Source organism: Methanobacterium petrolearium, assembly GCF_017873625.1.
In the GTDB taxonomy this organism is placed as follows: domain Archaea; phylum Methanobacteriota; class Methanobacteria; order Methanobacteriales; family Methanobacteriaceae; genus Methanobacterium; species Methanobacterium petrolearium.
In genome coordinates this window covers 56,650-82,121 of the sequence record NZ_JAGGKL010000011.1, presented here as the reverse complement: position 1 = coordinate 82,121, position 25,472 = coordinate 56,650, and the positions used below count along the sequence as shown (strand labels likewise).

The 25,472-nt window shown below is 35.9% G+C and carries 24 protein-coding genes and 1 riboswitch; of the genes, 14 read left to right on the top strand and 10 right to left on the bottom strand.

Annotated elements, in window-relative coordinates; all coding sequences use genetic code 11:
• The first annotated feature begins 281 nt into the window (after window positions 1–281).
• Window positions 282–3,110, top strand: a complete 2,829-nt coding sequence (locus tag J2743_RS10330) for a PAS domain S-box protein (RefSeq protein WP_280904753.1) — start codon at window positions 282–284, stop codon at window positions 3,108–3,110.
• 1,023 nt (window positions 3,111–4,133) lie between these two features.
• Here J2743_RS10330 and J2743_RS10325 read toward each other — a convergent pair.
• From J2743_RS10325 to J2743_RS10310, 4 genes are all read right to left on the bottom strand, one after another.
• Complete coding sequence (locus J2743_RS10325) at window positions 4,134–4,373, bottom strand: PRC-barrel domain-containing protein (protein WP_209626906.1); 240 nt, start codon at window positions 4,371–4,373, stop codon at window positions 4,134–4,136.
• 242 nt (window positions 4,374–4,615) lie between these two features.
• A complete protein-coding gene (locus J2743_RS10320) occupies window positions 4,616–5,545 on the bottom strand; it encodes a YbjQ family protein (RefSeq protein WP_209626904.1) in 930 nt (309 codons plus the stop codon).
• A gap of 30 nt (window positions 5,546–5,575) precedes the next feature.
• Window positions 5,576–5,902 (bottom strand): heavy metal-binding domain-containing protein, encoded by a 327-nt coding sequence (locus J2743_RS10315; RefSeq protein WP_209626902.1) that lies wholly within the window; start codon window positions 5,900–5,902, stop codon window positions 5,576–5,578.
• 65 nt (window positions 5,903–5,967) lie between these two features.
• The gene (locus J2743_RS10310) at window positions 5,968–6,975 is read right to left on the bottom strand and encodes an AI-2E family transporter (protein ID WP_245248247.1); all 1,008 of its coding nucleotides are present in this window, start codon (window positions 6,973–6,975) and stop codon (window positions 5,968–5,970) included.
• 159 nt (window positions 6,976–7,134) lie between these two features.
• Here J2743_RS10310 and J2743_RS10305 point away from each other — a divergent pair, with 159 nt between their 5' ends.
• Window positions 7,135–8,718 carry an MFS transporter gene (locus J2743_RS10305; protein ID WP_209626898.1) on the top strand — a complete coding sequence of 528 codons (1,584 nt, stop codon included), beginning with the start codon at window positions 7,135–7,137 and terminating at the stop codon, window positions 8,716–8,718.
• A 156-nt stretch (window positions 8,719–8,874) separates the two neighbouring features.
• Here the strand turns inward: J2743_RS10305 and J2743_RS10300 are convergent, their stop codons facing one another.
• The gene (locus J2743_RS10300) at window positions 8,875–9,384 is read right to left on the bottom strand and encodes a DUF308 domain-containing protein (RefSeq protein WP_209626896.1); all 510 of its coding nucleotides are present in this window, start codon (window positions 9,382–9,384) and stop codon (window positions 8,875–8,877) included.
• 182 nt (window positions 9,385–9,566) lie between these two features.
• Between J2743_RS10300 and J2743_RS10295 the strand changes: the two genes are divergently transcribed.
• Window positions 9,567–9,962, top strand: a complete 396-nt coding sequence (locus J2743_RS10295) for an MFS transporter (protein WP_209626894.1) — start codon at window positions 9,567–9,569, stop codon at window positions 9,960–9,962.
• Window positions 9,963–10,172: 210 nt separating this feature from the next.
• Here J2743_RS10295 and J2743_RS10290 read toward each other — a convergent pair whose 3' ends face one another.
• Window positions 10,173–10,757, bottom strand: coding sequence for a carboxymuconolactone decarboxylase family protein (locus tag J2743_RS10290; protein ID WP_209626892.1), 585 nt, complete (start codon window positions 10,755–10,757; stop codon window positions 10,173–10,175).
• A gap of 59 nt (window positions 10,758–10,816) precedes the next feature.
• On the bottom strand, window positions 10,817–12,016 hold the full coding sequence (locus tag J2743_RS10285) for a cation:proton antiporter (RefSeq protein ID WP_209626890.1): 1,200 nt from the start codon (window positions 12,014–12,016) through the stop codon (window positions 10,817–10,819).
• A gap of 180 nt (window positions 12,017–12,196) precedes the next feature.
• Window positions 12,197–12,262: riboswitch (Fluoride riboswitch) on the bottom strand.
• A 279-nt stretch (window positions 12,263–12,541) separates the two neighbouring features.
• On the opposite strand from J2743_RS10285, the gene nikR reads away from it, so the two are divergent.
• Window positions 12,542–12,949, top strand: a complete 408-nt coding sequence (gene nikR, locus J2743_RS10280; RefSeq protein WP_209626888.1) for a nickel-responsive transcriptional regulator NikR — start codon at window positions 12,542–12,544, stop codon at window positions 12,947–12,949.
• A gap of 83 nt (window positions 12,950–13,032) precedes the next feature.
• Here nikR and J2743_RS10275 read toward each other — a convergent pair whose 3' ends face one another.
• Window positions 13,033–14,937, bottom strand: a complete 1,905-nt coding sequence (locus J2743_RS10275) for a YhgE/Pip domain-containing protein (protein ID WP_209626886.1) — start codon at window positions 14,935–14,937, stop codon at window positions 13,033–13,035.
• Between the two features lie 412 nt (window positions 14,938–15,349).
• Between J2743_RS10275 and J2743_RS10270 the strand changes: the two genes are divergently transcribed.
• The 7 genes from J2743_RS10270 to J2743_RS10240 all read left to right on the top strand — a co-directional run bounded on the left by J2743_RS10270 (window position 15,350) and on the right by J2743_RS10240 (window position 19,805).
• Window positions 15,350–16,504 carry a TIGR04083 family peptide-modifying radical SAM enzyme gene (locus tag J2743_RS10270; RefSeq protein WP_209626884.1) on the top strand — a complete coding sequence of 385 codons (1,155 nt, stop codon included), beginning with the start codon at window positions 15,350–15,352 and terminating at the stop codon, window positions 16,502–16,504.
• Window positions 16,505–16,606: 102 nt separating this feature from the next.
• Window positions 16,607–16,879: a hypothetical protein gene (locus J2743_RS10265; protein ID WP_209626882.1), complete on the top strand. Its 273-nt coding sequence runs from the start codon at window positions 16,607–16,609 to the stop codon at window positions 16,877–16,879.
• Between the two features lie 87 nt (window positions 16,880–16,966).
• Complete coding sequence (locus tag J2743_RS10260) at window positions 16,967–17,137, top strand: TIGR04165 family Cys-rich peptide (protein ID WP_209626880.1); 171 nt, start codon at window positions 16,967–16,969, stop codon at window positions 17,135–17,137.
• A 356-nt stretch (window positions 17,138–17,493) separates the two neighbouring features.
• Window positions 17,494–17,790, top strand: a complete 297-nt coding sequence (locus J2743_RS10255; protein ID WP_245248245.1) for a DUF2769 domain-containing protein — start codon at window positions 17,494–17,496, stop codon at window positions 17,788–17,790.
• 76 nt (window positions 17,791–17,866) lie between these two features.
• Window positions 17,867–18,172 (top strand): hypothetical protein, encoded by a 306-nt coding sequence (locus tag J2743_RS10250; RefSeq protein ID WP_209626876.1) that lies wholly within the window; start codon window positions 17,867–17,869, stop codon window positions 18,170–18,172.
• A 280-nt stretch (window positions 18,173–18,452) separates the two neighbouring features.
• Complete coding sequence (locus J2743_RS10245) at window positions 18,453–18,623, top strand: 4Fe-4S binding protein (protein ID WP_209626874.1); 171 nt, start codon at window positions 18,453–18,455, stop codon at window positions 18,621–18,623.
• Complete coding sequence (locus tag J2743_RS10240) at window positions 18,624–19,805, top strand: NAD(P)/FAD-dependent oxidoreductase (RefSeq protein WP_209626872.1); 1,182 nt, start codon at window positions 18,624–18,626, stop codon at window positions 19,803–19,805.
• Window positions 19,806–20,000: 195 nt separating this feature from the next.
• On the opposite strand, the gene J2743_RS10235 is transcribed toward J2743_RS10240, so the two are convergent.
• Both J2743_RS10235 and J2743_RS10230 read right to left on the bottom strand, forming a co-directional pair.
• Entirely contained in the window at window positions 20,001–20,798 is a 798-nt protein-coding gene (locus J2743_RS10235; RefSeq protein ID WP_209626870.1) for a UbiA family prenyltransferase, read from the bottom strand.
• A gap of 120 nt (window positions 20,799–20,918) precedes the next feature.
• The gene (locus J2743_RS10230; protein WP_245248244.1) at window positions 20,919–21,677 is read right to left on the bottom strand and encodes a hypothetical protein; all 759 of its coding nucleotides are present in this window, start codon (window positions 21,675–21,677) and stop codon (window positions 20,919–20,921) included.
• 199 nt (window positions 21,678–21,876) lie between these two features.
• On the opposite strand from J2743_RS10230, the gene J2743_RS10225 reads away from it, so the two are divergent.
• The 3 genes from J2743_RS10225 (at window position 21,877) to J2743_RS10215 (ending at window position 25,466) form a co-directional block, all read left to right on the top strand.
• Window positions 21,877–23,376, top strand: a complete 1,500-nt coding sequence (locus J2743_RS10225; protein ID WP_209626868.1) for a glutamate synthase-related protein — start codon at window positions 21,877–21,879, stop codon at window positions 23,374–23,376.
• A 156-nt stretch (window positions 23,377–23,532) separates the two neighbouring features.
• Window positions 23,533–24,444, top strand: coding sequence for a DUF5591 domain-containing protein (locus J2743_RS10220; protein ID WP_209626917.1), 912 nt, complete (start codon window positions 23,533–23,535; stop codon window positions 24,442–24,444).
• 731 nt (window positions 24,445–25,175) lie between these two features.
• On the top strand, window positions 25,176–25,466 hold the full coding sequence (locus J2743_RS10215) for a metal-sulfur cluster assembly factor (protein ID WP_209626866.1): 291 nt from the start codon (window positions 25,176–25,178) through the stop codon (window positions 25,464–25,466).
• Window positions 25,467–25,472 lie beyond the last annotated feature (6 nt).

The following is a 25,472-nucleotide window of genomic DNA, read 5'->3' as shown; positions in this document are numbered from 1 at the left end:
ACTAAAAACTTTTATAAGACTAATCAAAAACACAAAAACTTTAAAATTCTCATTTTTGGAAAAAAACTACATCACTAGAAAAACAGACAGTGTCGAATCATCCTAATTTTTTGAAATTTAAATGCCTACAAAAAATAGAAATAATCCTGAAATTTGGAAAACAATATTTACTTTTAATAACAATTTATATATTATTGCAAGATAAAAATATTACTATACACCCACATGACTATTATGTCCATATGGTTAACACTGATTTGGTTAACTAGGGGGGGCTAAAACTGGCCAAAATTCTTATTATTGGAGACAAAGGTTGTGATGTACAACACTTGAAGAACATGATTCATTCTATTGGGCATGATACCATTTATACCACCTCTTCTGTTGAAAATGCCCTAAAAAAATCTCATGAACTGAATCCTGATCTTATTTTGATGGATATTATATTACATGGAAAATTTGATGGTGTAAAAACCATTGCAAAAATGGATATCCCCATAGTTTACATAATCACCCCTTTTGATGAACCAATAATCAAAAAAACATTGGTTACTGAGCCCTGCGGTTACCTGTTAAAACCAGTTAGTAACACTGAATTGAAAGTCACCATCCAGCTGGCACTTTACAAACACAACATGGAAGTTACTTCAAAGGAGTATAAACACCGTTTTAGAACTATAACTAATAAATTGCATGAAACCGAAATCTTCTTAAAGAGCATTTATCATGATTCACAATTGCCGATTCTAGTTTTAGACATTGCTAGAGATGGAAATTACATTATATCCAGTTACAATGATGCCTTTGAACGTGCCACCGGAATCAAAAAAAGTGGAGGGATCGGTGAAAATTTATCTGATTTTGCCCCTGTTGATCTATTTGAAGTTCAACATCATTTATATGAAAAAATCAGTGAATGTCTTGAAAGTGGAGAAACCATCCAATATAAAAACCATATTAACTTATCAGAGATAGAAAATTGGTGGTTAATAAGTTTAACACCATTAAAAAATGTTGAAGATGAATTTTACCGCATTATCATAACTATATTTAATATTACAGAACATAAACAGATTGAAAACATATCCCCCAAAAGTGAAGAGAATTACCGACTACTTGTTGAAAATTTACAAAGAGGTGTCTGGAGGATTGACAAAGATGGCTACACCAGCTTTGTAAATGAGAGTATGACGGATATGTTGGGATACACTATTGAAGAAATGATGGGAAAACCTTTATTCGACTTTGTTGATGAGAGTGATGTTGAATTTTCCAGGAAAAAATTGTTAAGACGAAAACAAGGATTAAGTGAACAATATGATTTTGGATTCATCAGGAAAGATGGGGTAAAAATTTACACCACCATAGCAGCAACTCCCCTTACTGACAAGAAGGGAACTTACCAGGGTTCATTAATTGGAGTAATCAACATCACGGAAAGAAAAAAGACAGAAATGGCGTTAAAAGAATCTAAACAACGTTTATCTGGAATTATTGAGTTTTTACCCGATGCTACCTTTGCCATTGACAACAAAGGAAAAGTAATAGCTTGGAATAAGGCTATTGAGAATATGACCGGGTTTAAAGCTCAGAACATGATTGGAAAGGGAAATTACGAATATTCGCTGCCATTTTATGGTATGCGCAGACCTATATTGATTGATCTTTTAAATCAATCTGATGAAAGCATAGAAAATAGATACCGCTATTTAAAAAGGGAAGGCAATGTTGTTTTAGCAGAAACAGAAGCACCATTAAATGGAGTTAACTGTGTTCTCTGGGGAAAAGCAAGCCCACTTTATGATGATGAAGGCCATGTTCAGGGGGCCATAGAGTCAATTCGTGATGTAACTGAGCGTAAAAAGTCAGAAAAAATTCTGCAAACTTCATTCTTTGAACAAAGAATAATCAACGATGTGGTAATGGAACTTACTGGAGTTAAAAATTCTGCTGAAATATACTCTATTATTGCAGAAGCTGTTCGAAAACTATTACCTGATTCTTACATTATTGTCCGTGCCATAGCCCCTGATCAAAAAAATATACGCATAACTGAAATTTTAGGCCATGAACACGGTTTAAAAAAACTTGAAAAAATAGTAGGAATAGATCTCTTCAAAATTAAATTCCCACTTGAAGAATTTAATGCTGAAGAAGGAAAATCATACCAAAGTGGAGAATTAACCCAATTTGAAGAGGGAATATACGGTTTAACCCTTGGAAAAATCCCTCGAAAAGTTTGCAACATCTTAGAGAAAAAATTCAATATTGATGAGATGTATAACATTGGATTTTCATTTAGTGACGAAAATTATGGAGGTCTAGCCATAACTTTACCCCCAGGAAAATCCATGGAGCATGAAAACGCAATTGAAACAATTGTAAACCAGGCATCCATAGCAATACAACGTTCTCGTGCTGAAGAAGCTATTAAAGAATCTTTAAGAGAAAAAGATGTTTTACTGCGAGAAATTAATCATCGAGTTAAAAATAACATGCAGATTGTCTCCAGTCTCTTGAATCTGCAGACACAACACGTAGAGAAAGAAGAAACCATTGGTGTGTTAAAGGAAAGTCAGGGAAGAGTGAAATCCATGGCCATGATCCATGAAAAACTTTATCAATCTCGTGATCTGAGCCATATAAACTTCAAAGAATATGTTGAAAAACTTGTTTTTGATATTTTATACTCTTACGGGGTGAAAACAGGAACAATAACCCCTATCATCCAGGTAGATAACATAGAAATGGGGCTGGAAACTGCCATACCCCTGGGACTCATCATCAATGAACTGGTAACCAACAGTATAAAATACGCATTCCCCCAGAAAAAGGGAACAATAACCATAGCTCTCAAATCACTCTCAGAACAGATGCAACTCACCATTTCTGATGATGGAATTGGATTACCAGCAGATCTTGATCCACAAAATACAGAAACACTCGGGCTTCAACTCTTAAATAGCTTAGTTCATCAGATCGATGCTAATGTAAAGATTAACCGAGACAATGGAACCGAATTTAAGATTGTGTTTAACGAGTTAAATTATAAAAAGAGAATTGAGGATAATTTTAAAGAAAAAAATAATGATTATTCATCTCCAATTTAATATCAACCTAAATTCTATAAAGGTTTTCATATCACTTGCATAAAAAAAATCTAATATCTTAGTTTTAATCCTGAAAAACGTAAAATGTCCTGATTTTATGTCTTTTTTTTAGTATTAGTCCCATTTTTTTCTTTAAAACTAAAAACAATCTCAGTATCCGAATAACCCTGAATGAGTTATAACCTCAAATATGCGCCTTAAAACTTTGGATAATGCAGAAGCAAATTTTATATGGTCCAATGAGTATTGTAACAAAAATAAAACTTAAATAAGAAGATATTAAATCAGTGCTTCTGTAGAAAAATCTTAATACATATTTAATACTCAAATGAAGTTCTTCACTCCTGAAAAAACCTGATACATATTTTGAAATATCGTTTTTTTTTTAGTGGTAAATTTATAATCCAATTTTTATAAGTAGTGTTTAGAAAAAAATCCAAATATCCTTTTTGATTCACCAACCCATGAGGGTAATTCCCCAGATAAAGAGAGGATGGAGGCGTGCCTGGGGAATATTTATGGCTTTTTTTCAATTACCTAAATTTTTTTCTAGATCTTAGAAAACCAATAATAAAATTAGAAATCAACATTTAAATCAATTTTCCCAAATCATACCATAATATACCCTAAATTTAACCACAATTATAACATCATTGACCCTATTCTTATTATGTATTAATCTAAGTTAAAAAGTCCGAAATAGATGTTAAGAAATATGCAGGGGGATTGTTCTATGGGAAAAAATAAATTACACAAATCCAGAGAACAGGGTAGTGCCAATAGAATATTCTCAGGTTATATCTGTCAAAAGAACCCCCACAACAGTTTATATGGGTGGGCATGATGCTGCTGTTGAATAGGGAGTTTTCATGGTAAGAACCGTCTAGAAAAACAAACATCACCGGTCTTAACTAACATAATTCATCTATGTTTTCATCTGGAAAACATGGTACATCTGATTATCATGCTATTTTCAGTTGTTGTTTAAAATCATCCCATAAATAGCAAACCGGTAAAATTGCACTATAAATGTTGGTTTTCGCTTTTCACAATAATTTTATCCCCCACAGCCACAACCATACTATGAGGAATTATAATATCATTTCTAGAACTTCCCAAACCTTCCAGAAGTCCTCCCTTCCCTACAATGAATGCTTCTAATGTTTTACTTTCAAAATTCACTTCCACATCCTTCACACTGCCAATTACCATTGCATTAATATCTACTACTTCTTTCCCAATGATTTTTTCTTTTAATCTCATGTTAATCACCTTTTTATATTCGTTTCTGTATTTTTATACCCTTCCAAATCTTCAAACACGTTAAAAAATCTTTTTTTCCAAGTGGTGGTTAAAATAATTTTTTTGGCAAATTTTTAAGCCAGTTCTAAGTTTTCGTTAACTTTATCCAGTTCTAATTAACATTGGCTGATCTCATTGGATATATCATCTCCTCTCATTTTATCACTTACTTCTTTATTCCACATTTTATCTCATTTCATACCCTAATTACTATTGGCAATCGATTCGCTGGTACGAACATCGTTTTCAATTAATTCCTGTTTAGGGTCTTTATTAATTAAATTGTCCCTTGGATTATTTTGTTCATTAAATATGACTGCGGTTCCTGTTGCAGTTACAATGGTTACACTGCCTTGTAATCCTCCCATGGATACAAAGTCAAGTGAAACTTCAACCACCCCATTGGCTCCCATTGATTCAGCATTTTCCAGCATCTGAGATAAAGCCAACTTCTTGGCCTCCCCCAAATTGTAATCATCTAGACTGGCAGGTACGATAAGTTTTAGAATAGTTGAAAAACGTCCCTCAGAATCCTTTTGTTCGGCTATGGCTTCTCCTATAACTAGCCCTACATAATTTTTTATCTTTCCATGATTCACATCTGGAACTGATATCAATGGTAATGCTAATTCATCAAGAAAGATTTCATCAGCTTGTTTTTCTCTTTTCCCTGTTTCAGGAGATGTTGCTTGAATTATTTCCGAAGGAGTCCTCACCAGTGCGCCCATTAAACGGAAAATTATGCCAGGTACTACCACTAAAAGAATATGATTGACAAATATAGGGAATGCTGCTTGTATTGTCAGTATTATGGCAATTATGGTGATTAAACTGAGAGTAACTGGTTCTTTAGGGAAAATCCAACCTGGACTAAACCATCCATAACCATTAATTAAAAGGAATGTTAAAAGAGCACTGATGGCACCAGTACTTTTACCATATTTTCTGTTTGCTATGACTGTTTCAACAAATCCTGCCAGTAATGGTGAAACTATGTACATGATGTTGAATCCGAAAATTACTAGATTCCATGCCAGGCAGATAAGAGCAGAGCCAAATCCTAGTAAAATTCCTAATAATATGGCAAACAGTGCCCAGCGTTTTTCAATAATAACATTACCATGTGTAACCATGATCCACCTTCCAAATCAAGATTAAATTATTTATTCCTGGAACGAAACTGCGGTTCCAACTACGGTGACCATTATAGTGTTCCCCATGGTGCCTCCCAAATTATGATAGGCCACCCGAGTCCCTATGATTGCATTAGCCCCTTTTTCTTCTGCTTTTTCAGTCATGCTCTTTAGAGCAATACTTCTGGCAGTGGTAAGCTCTTCCTCGTATTTAGAGGTTCTTCCACCTACCACATCCCTAACCCCTGAAAACAAATCTTTATATAGATTTGCTCCTAAAAGGGCGTCTCCTGTAACTAAACCGTGATATTCGATGATTTTTTTCCCTTCAATTGTTGGTGATGTTAAAATCAGCATTTTTTGACACCTGTTTTCACATTTTTCCAAATTTTTTTTTGTGATCTAAACTATTTTAATTTGCATTATGTTTGATCTGCTTTTGAATCTTTTTCTTCTTCATCTTCCTCTTTGCTTATCATGAGTGATGCCAGCCAGCGTGTTTCATGAAAGTTTTCCAGATAATTTATTACAATTAAGGTCAAAGGCACTCCAATTAAAAATCCTGTAGGTCCTATAATCCATCCCCACACAAATAATGAAACAAATACCACAAAAACTGACATCTGAAGGCCTTTTCCAGTTAGTTTAGGGAATATATAACTTTCAGCTATGGTGTTAATAACTATAAAGAAAAGACCCATTGAAATAGCTCCCCAAATGCCATATTTAGCCCATGCAACTAATACTGGTGGTATTGCTGCTAACATAATTCCTAAATAGGGGATGAATCCCAGAGCAAATGTTAATAATCCCCAGAGAACTGCGAAGTTAATGTCGAATACAAACAGGATGGCTGAAACACCTATTCCATAAATCAGGTTCACCTTTGCTCTGATTATGAAGTATTTGATATTGGCATCGATGATATCAAATATTTTACGTAAATTAGGGTTATCTGCACCTAACCCCTTAGTAAGTCTTATTTTTATTTGAGGAAGCTCATATACCAGGAATATAATAGCAAAGAGCATGAAAATCCCTGTAGCTATAAATCCTGAAATATTCCCCAGGGGAATGTTGCTGACCAGGAATTTTATTATGTCATTTCCGTATTGGGCCAGGATACCCCCGCTAGTTATGGTTAAACTAGGTAGTTGTTTTATTAGTTCAACCAATGAAACTGCTAAAAACCATATTATTGATAATCCTAATGCAAATGTTGCAACCAGGGTTACAACAATTGACTGGTTGTAAGAAAGGCCTCTTTTTTCCAGCCACTTTAAAAAAGGATATATTATTATGCTGATGAATACTGTAAGGAGTATTGGTCCTAAAATTTCAGAACTGTATTTCATTCCAATAATTACCAGGAAAATAACGGCTATAACAATGATTTGCTGGAGAAAAGGTGGTATTCTCAAATCTTCCATCTTTATCATCTTCCCTATTTTAGATTATAACTTTCAAACTTGTGTAAAATCCTATGTGTTCCAATGGATATTTTAAACTATCTAAGTAAAATTATGGTTAAATATATAGATTGTTTAAAACATAATATTTGCGATAAATGTAGGTTACAGGGGATAAAAATGGATCCAACACCAGTAGATAATAAAAACAATGCAACAGGAATGATAGCTCTAGCCACTCTTATTTTTGTGGCTGCAGTGGCTAATTTAAACTTATCTGTGGCCAATGTAGCTCTTCCATCCATAGGTTTTGCTTTTGATGCTTCTCAGGTTCAGATTAATCTGGTGGCAGTGGGTTACTCCCTGGGTCTGGCTGCATCAGTTCTATGGTTCGGTGCCTTAGGTGACCACCATGGTAGGAAAATGATGTTGATCCTGGGAACTATCCTGGCTATACCCTCATCTATTGTTGCTGGTTTTGCACCTTCTGTCGAGATCCTAATTGGTGCCCGTATCATTGGTGGTTTAGCCGCTGGGATGGCTTTCCCAACCACTTTAGCACTTATAGCTGCTTTATGGTCTGGACCCACACGAACCAGAGCTATTGCATTATGGTCAGGAATAGGTGCTGCCATTGCCTCTCTTGGACCAGTTATCTCCGGATATTTGTTAACATTTGCTGATTGGGGTTCTGTGTTCCTAATTACATTACCTTTAGCCGTGATAGCACTGATCATGGTAATCAAATTCATTCCTGCCCATATTAGCGAGACAAAAGCTCCAGTTGATAATATTGGAGGGTTATTTTCCCTTATCTTTCTGGGAACATTGACCCTGGCCATTAACTTCGCCCCTGTTCCGAATTCAGGAACCCTGATAATTGGTTTTTTGATAGTTGCCGCTGCTACAGGAATTCTATTTATAAGGCGCCAACGCCGTATAAAAAATCCTCTTTATGATCTTAAAGTTGCCAGTCGTAGTATCTTCTGGGTAGCAGCATGTGCCGGGATAATAGTTTTTGGGGCCCTCATGGGTGCCATGTATATCGGTCAACAGTTTTTACAAAATGTTCTCAGTTACTCAACCCTGGATTCAGGTCTGGCTATTTTACCTGCAGCAGTACTGATGATTTTAGTAGCACCCCACTCTGCAAAACTTGTTGAATCCCATGGATCCAGATTCACCCTCCTGTCAGGTTATGTATTCTGCTTGTTAGGATTTCTCACCATGTTACTATTATGGCAGGATCACATACCCTACTGGAAGGTGGGATTGGCTTACGCATTTGTAGGAATTGGGGTTGGATTGGCGGGAACTCCTGCTTCTCATTCTCTTACTGGTTCAGTTCCTGTTGAACGAGAAGGTATGGCTTCTGGAACAGCAGATTTACAACGTGATTTTGGTGGTGCAATAATGACTTCCATATTTGGAGCGTTGCTAACAGCCGGCTATTCCAGGTCCATTGCTTCACAAATTAGTAGTTTACCCTCTTCTGCCCAGCAGCAGATAACCAGTGGCATTGAAGCAACACTCCAAAAATCATTCTCCAGTGCAGCTGAACTTGCACAGCAGCATCCGCAATATTCAACCCAGATCATAGCTGCGGCAAAAAATTCCTTTTTAGCAGGAGATCACTGGGCATACCTCGCCGGGATTGTGGCCATCCTCATTGGAGCGGCCATAGTATTCTTCAAGTTTCCGAAAAAAGAGGAAGAAGAGAGATTATTAGCCCAGTATCATGAGATTGATACCAAAGAAGAATAAATAACACCAGAACATGGTTGTTATCTGTTGTTATTACTCCCTTAATTTTTTTCTATCTTCTCATAATCTGACATTGTATTTTAAAGGTTTAATTAAAAATAAAAAAAGTTAAAATTAAAAAAGGGGCTTGTTTGAGTTTATAATTTATTTTGGAGTTTATTCACTTGTTGTATCAGATGGGTTGACAAAGAATAAACTTATTCCTTCAATTATTAACCATAATCCAATTAAAAATGCGAGATAAACTGGGTTCCAAGCATAAGCCCCTAATATGATGTACAATATACCCAATATTATACCTAAACCTCCAACTCCTTTACCTGCAGTTCCTTCTTGAGTGAAGAAGGACATTATACCGGAGATTATCAGGAAAATTCCAACAAAGTAAAGCCAGAAGCTAGCTAAGAAGCTAAATGCCAGTACGTGGCCAAATAACCCGATTCCACCTATTATGGCAATAATTCCCAGGATCAGATAGGCTATGCTGGCAGCTTTGCTTGCACTCCATGTTCCAAAGCTTTGTACCAGTAACCATATTCCTAATAACATTATAGCTAACCCTGCAAGAACACTTGCTGTAAATACACTGAAAATCGGGAATGCCATTACTAAAATACCTAAAATAATTGCTAAAATACCTAATAAAACATTGTTTTCCTCGGCCATATTTTTCCCTCCTAAAGTTCTTCCAAACAAGCCCCTTGTAATTTAATATAAAAAACCACTATAAATAATTATTATAAATACACGCTGAAAACCAATGATTATATGATCAATAACATCTTAATAAGGGAAATGACCGAAAACAAATGGAAACAAAATAAATTTTAGAGTCGAAGTATGTCCTTATGATTGGTTTTCTCGTCACAGCATGTGGAACTTTCCTACTGGGAGGAGTGTTCAATTTACAAACTCAAATGATGGATATTATTTCCAGTACAATGGTATTTAGCGTGGGAATCGGTCTTTTACTGTCACAGTTAACCAATCCCACCATGTCTGCTGCCAAAGATCAACAGGAAACCGGTGCCTCTGGATTATATAACTCCTTTAAAAACTCAGGTTACTTGGTAGGAACTGCTTTAATAGAAGTTTTACTATTAATCAGAATATTCGGAGGGTTGGCAACTGGTATGGAATCATCCAGCCTGGCTGGGAATATGACCACAGAACCGGTCCAGGATAGTCTGTTCAGCTACGTGGAGACAATGCATACACAAACACCCCGGATATCCCAGAGTTAATGCCTGAAGCCACTCAGATAGTGGATTCTACAATTAGCTAGGTAATGAAACAAACATTCACTGCATTATCATTAATCTTGATTTTAGGATTTATCACCAGCATAATTGGAATTTGATGTGTTTATTAAATGTTTTTAGTGAGATTATGATTATTTGAATTGGAATAATTATTTAAAAAAGATAATAACTAAATTTGGCCAAGATGGTTGTTTAGAAACTTATAATCGGCTTTTTTAACAGATTTGCTATTAAAGCGTGGATGAAAGAAACTGGTATAAGGAGAGTTCCTAGGATCATGGTTAATTCATAGTGCAGACTACTTCTTGGATCAGCTTGCCCCTGAAATCTGTTAAAAAAGGAACTCCATGGAATACCATAAGTATTTCCAATCATGATCATGCGGATAGAACCAAGTATGCCTTTTGCTTGGGATGTGCCATAAATTTGTACAATGCGTTGCCATGATTCCATGGTAGGGTTTCCCCTGGTATCAGCATAGTGCTGTGCAAACATGACTGCTGCCACCTCATCATCAGGAACATCATCCATAATCCCAGAAAGCATATTTTGGATTTCCTCCGCGGTCATTCCACTTTCAAGAGCCCTTTTAGTATGGGCGTAAGAGCATATAGCACACTTATTTACTTCAGTCACAGCAAGCATGATCCTTTCAGTGAACTGGGGGCTTATTTCCTTGTTCCTTCTTGCCTTGAAAAAGTATTTTAAGGTTCTTACCCCATTATAAAAGATCCAGTATGATTCTTTAACTGTGTAAAGTTTTTTACCAAATTTCATCTTTCCCCATTTTTGATAAGTTATTGTTTGATCTAATTTTTCTTGATACCATTTATTAATTATTTTTCAGGTTCAAGAGCTTTTTCACCATATAAACTGACTGCAAATGATCCTAAAGGTGCTGTGAATAATATGGCAATTACCGCTATGGCTAGAATAAGCTGGCCAGATGCAACCCCCATGGAAAGAGGTATGGCACCAATAGCTGCTTGTACAGTGGCTTTGGGAGTGTAAGCCAGAATACAGAAGATTTTTTCCTTTAAATTAAGATTTGAACCCATCAAAGATATGTAAACACCTGCACTGCGAGCCATTAACCCAATTAGGATTATGGTTACACCGATTAGTGCATATGATGCTGCGAGATATATGTTTACCTGAGCACCCACCAAGACAAAAAGCAGTATCTCAGCAAATATCCATATCTTATCCAGTTTATCAGAAATTTCCATTCCAATTTCAGGCATTCTTTCTAGTATCACAAACCCAATCACCATCACTCCCACTAATGCTGCTATAGGTACAATACTACTTAACACATCCCCCAGATTCTTTAACAGGATTGCTGAAGCCAGAATAATAAGCGTTTTTTCAGTGTTACGTATGCTAAAATGTTTGAATAGATATATTAAGAGTAATGCGATTACTAATCCAAACAAAATTCCAAATATGAATTGTATAGGAATACTAACAACAGTCATCAAGTAGTTTAGCTGTTGACCTCCATATATGCCTAAGAATATTGAAAAAATAGTTATGGAAACAACATCATCAACTGATGCACCGGTTAATATTATCAAGGGGATTCCTTTTTTTGTTCCCATCCTTCTTTTTATAAATGATAACATTTGGGGGACTATTACAGCTGGAGAAACTGCTGCGATGATAAAACCTAACATTCCAGCTTCTATAATCGGTAGGCCTAAAAGGTAATGGGCCACAAACGTTACAGTAAGTCCTTCTATCACATCAGGAATGAAACTCATTTTGATAGCAGACATTCCCACTTTTCGCAGGCTCTCCATATGAATTCCAAATCCTGCTCTTAAGAGAATTATTATAAGGGCGATTACCCTTAAATCTCCAGATATGTTTAAAATGGCTTTATCAATTAAATTCAGACAGTAAGGACCTATTATTATTCCTAAAATAAGCATTCCCAATAGTCCAGGTAGTTTAAATCTGTTGAATATATTTCTGAAGAACAAACCAAGTAATATGATAATAGCTACACTAAAGGCAACGTACTGAAATTCCATTTAAATCACCCCCTCCAGATGCATTATATATATTTGGGGATTTGTGGGCAAATTAAATGATCTAAAGAAAATCATACCAACTTCTTTGGTTTTGTTAAAATCAAAACAAAATAAACTGCATTCTAAAAAAGAATCTTTTAATAGGGTTAATTCCAACAACATTAGCTTCTTCCTCTTTATTGTTTTCCAGGAGTCATCAGCTGTTTTTATAAGCAGTTAATGGTGAACCCCATCACCAAATTGTATTATTACGTTCATCATATAAATAGTTTAAAAAATTGAATTTTTCAAGGTAAAACTCTAAAAAAATAGTATCCTTTTACTTATAAAATTCCCATTCAATCTTATAAATCTCAATTAACTCTTATGAATCAACATTAACTCCCATGATCTGAAATCAACCAACAAACCAGAAAATTATATACAATTGATAATTTTAATAAAATTTTTGTTGATAATGGAAATATTTAATAATTAATAATTTAATAATAGTAACAATACACATATTAATATTTGGTGGTTGCAATGAGAATTAGCATGTCCTTACCTAAAAAACTGTTAAACGACTTTGACGAAGTCTTAAAGGATAGAGGGTACACTTCAAGATCTAAAGGAATTAGAGATGCCCTGAAAGATTATATAGTGCGTTATCAGTGGATGAGAGACATGGAAGGTGACCGTGTGGGGATAATTGCCGTTATCTACAATCATCACTCCACTGGAGTGATGGAAGATATTACTAATACCCAACATCTGTTCAGAGAATATATAAACGCCACCATGCATCTTCACATGTCTGAAAAAAACTGTCTTGAAGTTATAATAGTCAAAGGAAATGCTGCCAAAATCCGTGACCTCACTGAACAAATTATGAGACTTAAAGGAGTAGAACATGTTAAATTAACCACCACTGCTGGTGGAAAAAATGAATAAACTTATCCAATTTTAGGAAATTCCCTGCATAAAAATCCATACATAACATATATCAAAGCAAACTCCACAATCAAGACTATTCTCTAAAACAGACCACTCTCTTTTAACTTATTTTCAGCCCATTGTGCAGGTTTATCCATTTTTTCTTTAATTAACAGAGTTAATCCGAAGGCCAGTACGGGAAATAGAGCCAATGAACCCATACAATACCAGAAATTACTCCAATAAACACCAGCAACCACTTCACGTAGTGCACCAATAGCATAAGTCAATGGTAAGTAGGCATGTATTGCCTGGAAGAATGATGGTAGGATTTCCACAGGGAATATTCCTCCAGTGGCAGTTATCTGGAAAACAAGTATTATAATCGCCATAGCTTTACCTGCATTTCCAAAGGCAGATGTTAATGAATAAACTACGATCATGAAACATAGACCTACGTATACCGTGGTCACAACAAACAAAAGTACAGAAGAAAGCTGTACCTTTAACATTATTGCCCCAACTGCAACCACCAAAGCTTGAAATATACTCATAATTAAGAATAAACCCATTCTACCAAGATAAACTGTTTCAGCACTATATTTTTTCTCGGTTTTGACCCTCATGGTGAGCATGGCCACAGCTATAATACAACCAATCCACAAAGATAGGGAAATGTAAAAAGGAGAAAGAGCAGACCCATAATTATCCACCGGGTAAACGTGTTTTTTATTCAACACTACCGGGCTTTCAAAATAATTTTTAACACCACTTTGATCCACATCCGAAAATGCAATTATCCTGTCCAGATCTGCCTCATCGATTCCGTTAAGTTTGTTAGAGGCGGTGGAAATTGCATTTCTGAATTCAGGCCATTTTGAATTAGCTAAAGTTAGTTTAGCTGAAGCTTCCTTGATGATCTGATTAATGTTTTCTCTGTTGTTGGCCAGAGTATTAATGGCACTGTCCATCTGGTCAATGGAACTTTTAAGTTGATTCAACTTACTTGATGGATCATTACCCGCCTTGAGGTCGGTTTCAATTTCTTGCAGGATCCCTAATACTTTATTAGCCTTGGTAATATCTAGTTCAATTTGATCAATAATTGGTTTTAAATTTGTATCGCCGGTTACATCATAAAGAGTGGTTAAAATAGCATCAAGATATTTTAAAGACTTTACAATGGTGTTAGTTGCTATTTCCATATTTTGGACAGTGTTGAGGGCTTTTGTTGGGTTTTCTTTAATATAAGTGTACAGGGTGTCATATTTTTCCTTCACATAATTTGCTTCAGTCTGTATTTCCGGTAACTCTGCACTGAATGTGGGCCAGATGTTATCAACTGTGCTCATAACTGAATTTCCCTTTTCCAGTGTTGCATCAATATCTGATAACTTCCCATTTAACTGGTTAACCATGTATTTTGTTTTTAGAATTTGTGCCTTGTTTTCTTTAATCTGTTCTCCAACATCACTTAGCTTACCGAAGATGATTCCATCAATGGTCTTAACTATTTCATCATTGATTTGTGCCTGTATGGTATCTGCCCCAACATTGGTCATCCTGGGGACGATGGCATTCAGTTTGTCATTGACTAAATATTCTATCTGGGCGGATTGAGGATTTGAGGTATCAACTGAAAAAATTTGCTGGCTGAAATTAGCAGGAATTATCAAAGCAGCATAATAATCTCCCTTTTTAACTCCTTCTCGTGCAGTTTTCTCATCAACAAACTGCCAGCTGAACTTGTCATTATTTTTCAATTCTTCAACAAGTGAGTCACCTATATTATATGGAGTTCCATTGTAAGTGTATCCCGAATCTCCATCTACCACTGCAACTTTTATATTAGAAGTCAAAGTGTAGGGATCCCATGTTGCTTGAATATTTAACAGCGCATAAAGTGAAGGTATTATAATAATCGCCAACAAAACAAATGAAACCACAGGACTGTGTATGACTGTCTTAATATCGTTTTTAAAGATTTCTCTAGCACCCTTTATCATTAAAACAAACCTCATTTAACATTAAAATAATATGTGTAAAATGAACTTAATTTATAAGAGGTAAGTGTATCCATGTTTATCCTATAAAAAGATTTCTTAGATTATTAATTATGTTAAATTGATTTAAACTAATTTCACTTGGAAAAAGTGTGATTTCATAAGAAATAACAATCCCTGAAGAACATTTATTATGAATATTGGATTTTAATCCCAGAATAGGAAATTGTATTTATTTTGTAATGATTTTAATTATCAAGATTGGAATAGGGACAAGATATAAAAAACCATAAATCTTACTATATTGTATAAACACTATTAGTTGCAAACTAAAGTGACAGATTAATAATTATAGCAATTTTTTTATTGAAAAATTTTCATTGTAAAAAAAATAGTGAATCTTGGTGAATCGATTATGGCTTTTCATGTGATGCTGGTTCCAACCCTGGGATGTCCTTCCAACTGCAAGTATTGCTGGAGTTCTGAGGAAAGTTCTCCAGTGATGAGTGTTGATACTATCAAAGAAGTAGTAGAATGGCTTAAAGACTTCCGTGAGGAACCTGTTACCTTCACCTTCCATGGTGGGGAGCCTTTACTGGCAGGATATGACTTTTTTAAGGAAGCCCTGCCCCTCCTGAAGGAAGGATTGATCCATCTTAAACCAGCTTTTGCCCTTCAAACCAATTTATGGAACATGACCGATGAATTGGCTGAGTTATTCAAAGAATATGAGATACCAATTGGTTCCAGTCTGGATGGTCCAGAAGAACTTAACGATCTGCAGAGGGGATCAGGATATTATCAGAAGACCATGCAAGGGTATGAAATTGCAAAGGCCCATGATCTGCAGGTCAGCTTCATATCCACCTTTACATCATATTCCATTCAGTACAAAGAAGATATCTTTAATTTTTTCCTGGAAAATGGTTTGAACCTTAAGTTACACCCTGCCCTACCATCATTACGGGATGATAACCCTGAAAAATGGGCCCTGTCCCCTGAAGACTATGGGGAACTACTGCTATACTTACTGGATCAGTATCTGGAAAACATGGACCAAATCGAAGTTAAAAATATTGACCACTTGGCAAAATGTGTTTTCACCCGCAGAGGCGTAGTCTGCACCTTTGTAGATTGTATGGGAGACACCTTTGCAGTGGGTCCTGATGGGAGCATATATCCCTGCTACCGTTTTGTTGGTATGCCTGAATACGTTATGGGTAATGTGGTTGATCATCCCAGTATGGATGAACTCGCACAATCTGATGCATGGAAGCTTCTCCATGAATTCAAGGATTATGTTGATTCAGAATGTAAACGATGCACCTACATCAAATTTTGCAGAGGCGGGTGCCCATATAATGCCCTTAAAATCAATGAAAAAACTGGTAAAGCCGAGATAAACGGGGTAGACCCTCATTGCACAGCTTATAAGATGATCTTCAAAGAGATCACCAAAATGGCCGCCAAAGAAATGTTAGGCCCCAGCATGGGTATGGCACCAGATCCATCTGTTATGGATGGAAAAGGCAAAAAGGGAATAATGTCCATAATGCTTAAACCACTATAATACAATTCATTCTAGAGACAAAATTTTTACTTTGAGAAAAAAGAGTTTAATCAAGAAAATTAACCAAAAAAATAAAATGGAAATCGTAGAGAGATTGATTGAATGAAAAAAAATACACCCGTGATAATGGGGGTTCTATTGATAGTAGGCATAGCAGCTCTGGGTTACTTCGCTGATCTCGATAATCAGGGAAATTCCACCAATAATTCTGATAATTATTCGTTTATAAAGTATCCTAATTTAATTAACCAAACACAGTTTGACCAGGATGACCAGCAGGATCAGTCCTCAACATCATCAGATCAGCAATCTCATACTCCAAAAAACAGTACCAATACAACCAGTTCAAATATTACTGTAAACTCTACAGAATAAAATTATGAGTATTTTCTAACTGTGTTTTTAACTGCTAAACCAACTGATAAAAAAAAATACATCTACAGATTTTTAGGAGGCAAAATCATGAATCTTGGAAAATTAAATGAAAAATGTCCTGAGTGTGGTTCCAAGGATAAAACCCTAAAAAGAAGATTAGATTCACAACATCACGCTTTTGGCAAAACACAATCACTCACCTGCAGTAACTGTGGTTATGTGTTTAAATCCCCTGAAGATAAAAAAAAAGACCAGTAACTCATTGAAATTACTTGATTTGATATTAAATTGATTGACATTATCGGTTGATTGAATTTGTTTAAATTGATTAACTCTATCAGCTGATTGAATTTACTTTTTAACTTTTTTTTATTTATTCCAACTCATCCTTATTTATTCCAACTCATCCTTATTTATTCCAACTCATCCTTATTTATTCCAACTCATCCTTATTTATTCCAACTCTTCCTTAATGTTATAACACCAAAATATCGAGATTATTTTTTTTTATCAAAATCTCAGTTATCTTCATTGATTTATTAAATATTGAAAATCATAAATAACAAGTAGAATAAGATAAGATGGGAAGTGTTCTAATGGAAGTGGAGTTCTGTTTGGAAAACTTGGAAAAATGTCTCTGTGACTGCTGTCCTGTGCAGAATAAGTCCAGAGGTGTTTTGGATAAAATGAAAATAATAGAGGAAATCTCACAGGACGATCTTGACTCCAGGATGATGATTGAAAAAGAAAGAATACCTGCAATCTACTGTGCGGGTAGTAACAGCACTGTAAAGGATTTAAATTCGTTTCATGAATGTCAATGTGAGAAATGTATGGTCTGGAAAGAGAATAATTTATTCAGTGGAGAACCAGCAGGCTATTTTTGCAGAGACGGAAAATTTAAACAATGAAATGGGGCCATAATCGGGGTTAGAGGAATGAAGATATAAATATAATAATAACCAGATGTTTAAAAGAGGGTGTTTGATGATTAAGAATGATGTGATAATTGTAACCATATTGCTGGTTGGAATGATTTCTGGATCAGTGATAGGTATGTGTTACAGTCCTGCTGCAGCATCAGAAGAAAATAAGATAGTTAACAACACAACTCAAAATGCAACTAACACATCAGAAGTTCAGAACAGTTCTGATACTCAGGCAACTCTTAAAACCAATTCACCCCGCAGTAATTTGCAAACAACCTCAACTGGGATGTACGATAATCAGAGTACGACCTACCAAACCGGGAATGCAAATAACTATACAAATGATGATAATTCAACTGTTTAATTTAAAACCAGTTTTTCAATGTATCTCCCTTTTTATTCCCCCACTTATTTAACCAACAATTTATCCCAAAAAATTTTTAATATATTAACTATTTTAACAGTAACTCTTAGTGTAAGATATGCGTGCAGCTGATTAGAATTAAATACTAAAAGCTTTTTTATAAAAGTAAAACTAATATGTAAGAAAGTGAAATGTTGATAAATATTTATTTATATACTGATTTCATGGGAAATAAAATGATTAATTTTTTTTAAATATAATCAAGTAATGGACTGATACTATGATAGTTAAAGAATGGTGTATGTACTGTGGGGAATGTGCAGGTGTTTGTCCTCGTAACCTCATCGAAGTGCGTGAAATTGGCTTAAATTTCAACGAAAAAGACTGTAAAGAATGTGAAATTTGCATCCAGGTATGTCCTGTTAATGCACTGGAAAAAAGGGATGATTAAATGATTGAAACTGATATTTTGGTTATAGGTGCCGGTCCTGCTGGTTCAACTGCTGCTAAACATGCTGCAATGGGTGGTGCCAGTGTGATTTTAATGGATAAAAAATCAGAGATTGGTTCCCCTAAACGGTGTGCTGAAGGTGTGTCCAAGGAAGGTCTTAATAAGTTAGGGATCGAACCATCCACACGATGGGTGACCAGAGAAGCCAGTGGAGTTAGAATGGTTTCCCCCAATGGAACTGCAGTAAACCTAACTAAGGATAAGGTAAAACTTCCTGAAGCAGGTTACATCTTGGAGCGTAAGGTTTTTGACAAGCATATGGCTATGGATGCCGGTCGTGCTGGTGCCCAAATTATGGTTAAAACTCTGGCAACTGGTATGCAGAGGGAAGATGACCAGGTAGTGGTTACTGCTGAGAGTATGGGCCATGAATTAGAGATCAAAGCTAAAATTGTTATTGCTGCTGATGGTCCTGAATCCAGGGTTGGTAGATGGGCTGGACTCAGAACTTCTCTTAAACCTAAGGATATGGAATCTTGTGCCCAGTTTGAAATGGCAGGAGTCCAGATGGAAGAACCAAACTGTATAGAATTTCATTTTGGTAGTATGTCTCCAGGGGGTTATGCATGGATATTCCCTAAAGGAGATGACATCGCCAATGTGGGTCTGGGCGTGTTAACTACCCTCACTGATAAAACTGCTTACCAACACCTTCTGGAGTTCGTGGAAAGTAATCCTGCCACTAAAAACGCACAACCAGTTGAATTAAATGTTGGCGGAGACCCAGTAGGTGGTTTGCTCAAGAAAAAGGTTACTGATAACGTCCTGGTAACTGGAGATGCTGCAGGGATGGTAAACCCTCTCACAGGGGGAGGTATCATCAGTGGTATGCTGGGAGGTCGCCTGGCAGGCCAAGTAGCAACCGAAGCCGCGGCTAATGGAGATTACTCCAAGAAGAGTCTCAAAATATATGAGGATCTCTGCGACGAAGAACTTGGTGAATCATTCAAAAAGTACTTAAAGGCCAAGGATTACCTTTTAAGTCTTTCCGATGAGGAATTAGACCAGATAGCAGAGGTGTTCAGGGATAGTGACTTTGAAACCATTAACACTGCAGAAATGGTTAAAAAACTGGTTAAGATCTCACCGAAAGCCCTACTAAAATTGGGTAAACTGTTCTAAGAAACGAAACTTTCTTAATTTTTTTATCTTACCACTTTTTTATCTTACCTTTCTAAATTTACATTATTTCCTTACCATATAATTTTCTCAACTGATTTTGCCCATTACAAAATATAATTAAGTTAATTTAGTTATAGACGATTTTTATTTTGTTAAATCTCTTTTAAACATGAATCAATCTAATAAACAATCTGATTAAAAAATAATTATCAGTATGCAGATGATGAAAAAAACCATTGCCACCTGGTGATATAAAACATCGGCCAGATGGAACATGTCATCTTTCTTCATGAACAGAGAAAGGTATAATGGGATTGCTGCCAGAAGTGATGGTAAAATTGCCACCGCAAACTGTATAATATTCATATCACCAGTTAAAAGTGCGTATAAAAGGACCACACCTGCCATGACCCCTACCAAACTGGCATAGGTAGGTTTTGATTTATACATGAGGTAAGTACCCATTCCAGCCAGGTACATAAATAAATACACGCTTAATGGAACCAGAAACACATCCCCAAGAAGCACTGCACAGGATGCCAGACGCAGGACAGAATTGGTTGCTGTGCTAAAAAATGGGGCAAATTTGGTTTCTTTCAGCCGTATGGGTGGAAGAGTATAGATTAATTGATTTATAAACATCAAGGACAGTATCACTGTAAATGCTTCAGGGAATGTTGTAAATGATATTATAAAAACAATTGATATCATAATAGCAAAAAAAGTGAGAATGAACTTTTGATCAACGTTGTTTTGAATGAATGCACGATCCTGTTTTAAGTGATCCCTGCGATCCACATCCAGGTCAGTTAAATCATTTAATGTGTACAGGGCTCCCCACAAAACAGTAACCAGAATAAGGCCAACAATTATTTCTAATGGATTGTTAATTGGTGTTGCAGAAAAGTAAGCATATGTAAGTGCCAGGAGATACATGTTGGCATTTTTTGAAGCCCAACTAAGACGGGTGGACTTGATCAATGTTGTTATCATGTTTACTCCAATTTACTCTTTGAAAAGGTTTACAATATAAATTAACTTATCTTTTTCTCCAAAATCAATATCTTACTAACATCATCATCTATTAATTCGTTATTTTAAAGCTTAATTAGTTTATAAATCTGTTTTGATAGCATTGCATATGAAACGAGGTTTATTACCATATTTTTTCATGTAATGTTTTATATCATTATTATTTACATCACCTAAATGGCTCTTAACTATGTTTATGGTTTCTGTTTCAGAATAAGATATTTTCACCACTTCAAAAGGCAATCTTAACAATGCCACTGCCAGGGATGATAAGGGACCCAGATCTGTGAAAAGATCCCTTTTTTCACCACCTAAATGAACCCTCCATGCGGTCTGTAGAATCATGTTTATATCCTTAAAGTCATTTCTATGTTCATGATATTCTTTTACACACATCCAATAAAAAGTGAAGGAGCTAACTCCCATAAAATCCGTCCACTGGCTGAAACCAACTGTATCTCCATATATTAAGTGAGGGTCATGGAATTGATCGGCAAATAGGACTGCATCAAAGTTTTCAAGATATCTTAATATCTGATTGGATGAGTTAATCCCAAGATCTTCCATTATAGATTCCAACATTAAATCAAAAACATTTTTTGGACTTAAATCAGGAGAAGGTAATTTTAATTTCGCATCATAAATATTTAAATCCAACTGGTCAACTGCATGATAGATATTGGTAGATTTACCGGTTCCAGGGGCTCCTATAACATGAACAATGCGCCCCTTATTTGTAGGGAGTTTTTGGAATGTTTCCAGAAGGTTATCATAGGAATTGGTCATCACGAAGTTTTCCATCTCCTCCAGACGATTTATCTTATATTCTTCCATAGACATTATATTGTACTTTAAAGGATATATTAATGAAAAGAGGGTCAAGGCAAAAAAAGGGGATAAACATAATAAAACAAAAACTCATCAAGGAAAACCTAAAATTGGGTGCCAATCATATTTTAGAATGGGAGATAAATAGATTTAAAGTGAAGATAGAAAAATCTGACTTTCAAAAAAATTAAAAAAAATAAAGGTTATGAAAATGAATTCAGATTCACAACACTTAACTGGAATCAAAAACACTCCGGAAAACAGAGCAAAATGCCATTGCTCTTTCTGTCCCAGCTATCCCCATGACTGCCCAGATGAACTTCTTTACTGCAGTACCGGAGCCAGCGAATGTGAAGTTCCAGTTAACGGTTGCATCTGCAACACCTGCCCCTTATATTATGAGTACCAACTCGAGGATATCTATTACTGTAACATAGATGAAGTAGGGGAGAGTAAAACATTCCTACGCAAGAAACATAAGGAGGAAGACCCTGATTTTTATGAAAAACTTGTGGAAATCAAGGATAAAAGTGAAGGTAAAAAATTAACAGCCTCAATGGGTTCTGAAAAGAGTATTCCCTACACCTTGGATGATCTGAACTTTTTACCTGCTCAGATCAAACAAATTCCTCTGAACCAGGAAGATCCAGTTGATAAATCCATTACAATTGGCCCTGATACCAAAAAGCCTTTAAAAGTTTCTTCCCCAATCCTGATCTCAGGGATGAGTTTCGGAGCAGTTTCCAGGAATGTGCGCCTGGTTATCTCCCAAACCGCAGCTAAACTGAACATTGGATTTAACAGCGGTGAAGGAGGAGTACTTCCTGAAGAAAGGAAAATTTCTCCGGAACGGATGATAGTACAATATTCCACAGGACGTTTTGGTTTAGATGAAGAACTGCTCAAATCTGCAGGAGCTGTGGAAATACGGTTTGGACAGGGAGCTTACCCTGGTAAAGGAAGTTATCTACCTGCTGAAAAAATCACTGCCGAAGTAGCAGAAATCAGGGGACTTAATAAAGGTGAATCAGCAAATTCCCCTGCCCATCACCCGGACATCACCAATCCTTCAGAACTGAAAGAAAAGATTGACTGGCTAAGAAAACTTACCAATGGAATTCCCATTGGTGCTAAAATTGGTTGTGGCAACGTCGAAGATGATATAAACATCCTGGCAAATGCAGGAGTTGATTTTGTTGCCCTGGACGGTTTTGGTGCAGGTACAGGGGCCACTGATAGATACGTGAGGGACAACATGGGAATTCCCATCCTGGCAGCTTTGCCCCGTGCCCATGAAAAACTTAAAAGTAGGGGATTACGTGAAAAGATCAGTCTTATTGCAGGAGGAGGTCTCACCAATTCAGCGGATTTTGCTAAATGTTTGGCATTAGGTGCAGATGCAATCTACATTGGCACTGCAGCACTTATTGCCATGAACTGTCAACAGTATCGTGTTTGTTACACTGGACTCTGTCCTACTGGAGTTGCCACCCAAAACCCACAACTAACCAAACAGTTAAATGTAGAAAATGGAATTAAAAGGCTTTCCAATTTTCTGAATATTTCTACAGAAGAAATTGCTAATTTCACTCGCATGGTGGGTAAAAATGATGTAAAACTCCTTAGTAAGGAGGATTTAATCAGTTTAAAAAGAGAAACAGCCATGATCACTGGTGTGAAATGGTTGGATGGCCAATATCATGCTTACTGAGGGAACTGTTGGGAATTTAATTTTAAATAGATATTGACCTGAATCAAATGAATAAAGAATTTAATTGAAAACAAGTAATAGTATTCATGACTAATGAAAATAAATGGAAATTTCATTATTAAAGTCATGAAAAAATAGAATAGGAAGTAACAAATGATTAAAGTATTTTGTACCACCGAAACTTCACTCAATCGTCCCGAGGCACGTCGTTGGAGGGAACGGATGAGTCTTTTAGATCCATTGGGTGAAGTGGTGGTGGTCTTACCCTGCAGCATGCGAAAACCATATTCGTCAAGTAAATCCCATCGTATTTTCACCCAAGCCACCAAAGGTTTGCAGGAAGCTATTTTAACATCTCCATTTGGTGTTTGCCCCCGAGAAATGGAAAATACCTACCCTATTCAGTCTTACGATGTTTCAACTATTGGTGATTGGTCACAAGAAGAGATAAAACTCACAGGAAAATGTTTAAGTGACTATGTTGGTGATATGGAAGTTATAGCTCATGTAGCACATGGTTACATGACTGTCTGCCAAGAATATCTGCCACAGGCCACGTTCACCTGCCAAGATAATCGGACCACTTCTCCAGAATCAATGCAAAACCTGAAAAGGGAAACTAAAAAATATGAAAAGATTAAAGGACATACCAGACAACTCCATCAACTCAGATCAATTGCCCGTTACCAGTTCAACACCCGCAAAGCAGACGAAATGATACCCCTTGGTTATAAGTTAAGGGGAAGATTTGACAGACGCCTGATGCATGATGATGAGCAGATAGCTGTCTTACATCATGATAACGGTCTTTACAGTCTGAATTTGAAAGGTGGGACTATCTTGAATGATATTGGAGTTAACTGGGTGGAAATTGATTTTGCTCTCCAGACGAACACTCTTTTTGCCCCAGGAGTGGTGGACGCCTACCCTGGAATACTTCCCAAAGATGAAGTGGTTGTCACCAGAAACGGAGAAATGGTTGGTGTTGGTAAGGCCACCATGTCTGGGGATGAAATGAAAAGGGGAGAAAAAGGTGTTGCTGTACGGGTGAGGCACCGGTTGAAATAGGTGATAAGCTGAGATTTTATAAACTAACCTTTTATAAAGAGAAAGAATAATGGTTAAAACTCTAACCGCACATAAATTAGATTTGATTATTTCTACCCCTATTATTTTATTCTAAAAAAAGGAAAAAATTTAAAAAATTTTAAGATTTTTCTATATATCCTGCTTTTATACCTGCTAAATCTTTATTTGCTGCTTCTGGAGGTGAATTAATTCCAATGGGAAACATGTATTCCCCATAAACAGTTACTTTATCAGTTATCTGGCAGGGTACAGTGCCGGTGTAAGAGATTACTATACAATGATCAAAAATATTGCAAAAAAATATTGCAAATATTTTACTGAAGTACCCATTTCCACTAACATTTCCATATTATCCAATTAGCATATACACTTCTAACAATAAAATACTTCTAATATTATCTCATACTTCAAAAAAAAGCTTTTTTTCCAGGAAAAACTGTTAAATTAATATTTATACTATTAATCCCCCCATGTTCCAACTTTAAAAGATTTGAATATGCCATTAATAGCCCATTAAAATGAGATAACATGTAAATAACAAGAAATATGTGAAAAATTATAATCAAAAAAGCAGTAAATATAAATATTATTAATATGGAAATAAAAGAATACCTTTATTTAATGTATATGAAAGTTTTTTTAAAGTGATTTTACTTTATAACCACATCAAAATGTGTAAAATCCATAAAAACCAATTTTGAGGTATGATTATGAGCGAAGAATTAACAGTTAAGATTAGAGAAGCTCTTTCCCAGGTGGCTGATCCTCATATGGGAATCAGTATTGTGGAAATGGGACTTGTAAGCGATATACAGGTAAACGAAAGTGATAAAACCGCCAAAATTGTGATAAAACCCACAAATCCGGGTTGTATGAGTGCTGCCAACATGGCTATGCAAGCCAGAATTGCTGCAGAGAAAGTAGAAGGTATTGACAAGGCAGAAATCGAGATTGAAGGCCATATGATGGCTGAAGCTATCAATGAAATGGTAAACAAATAATTAACG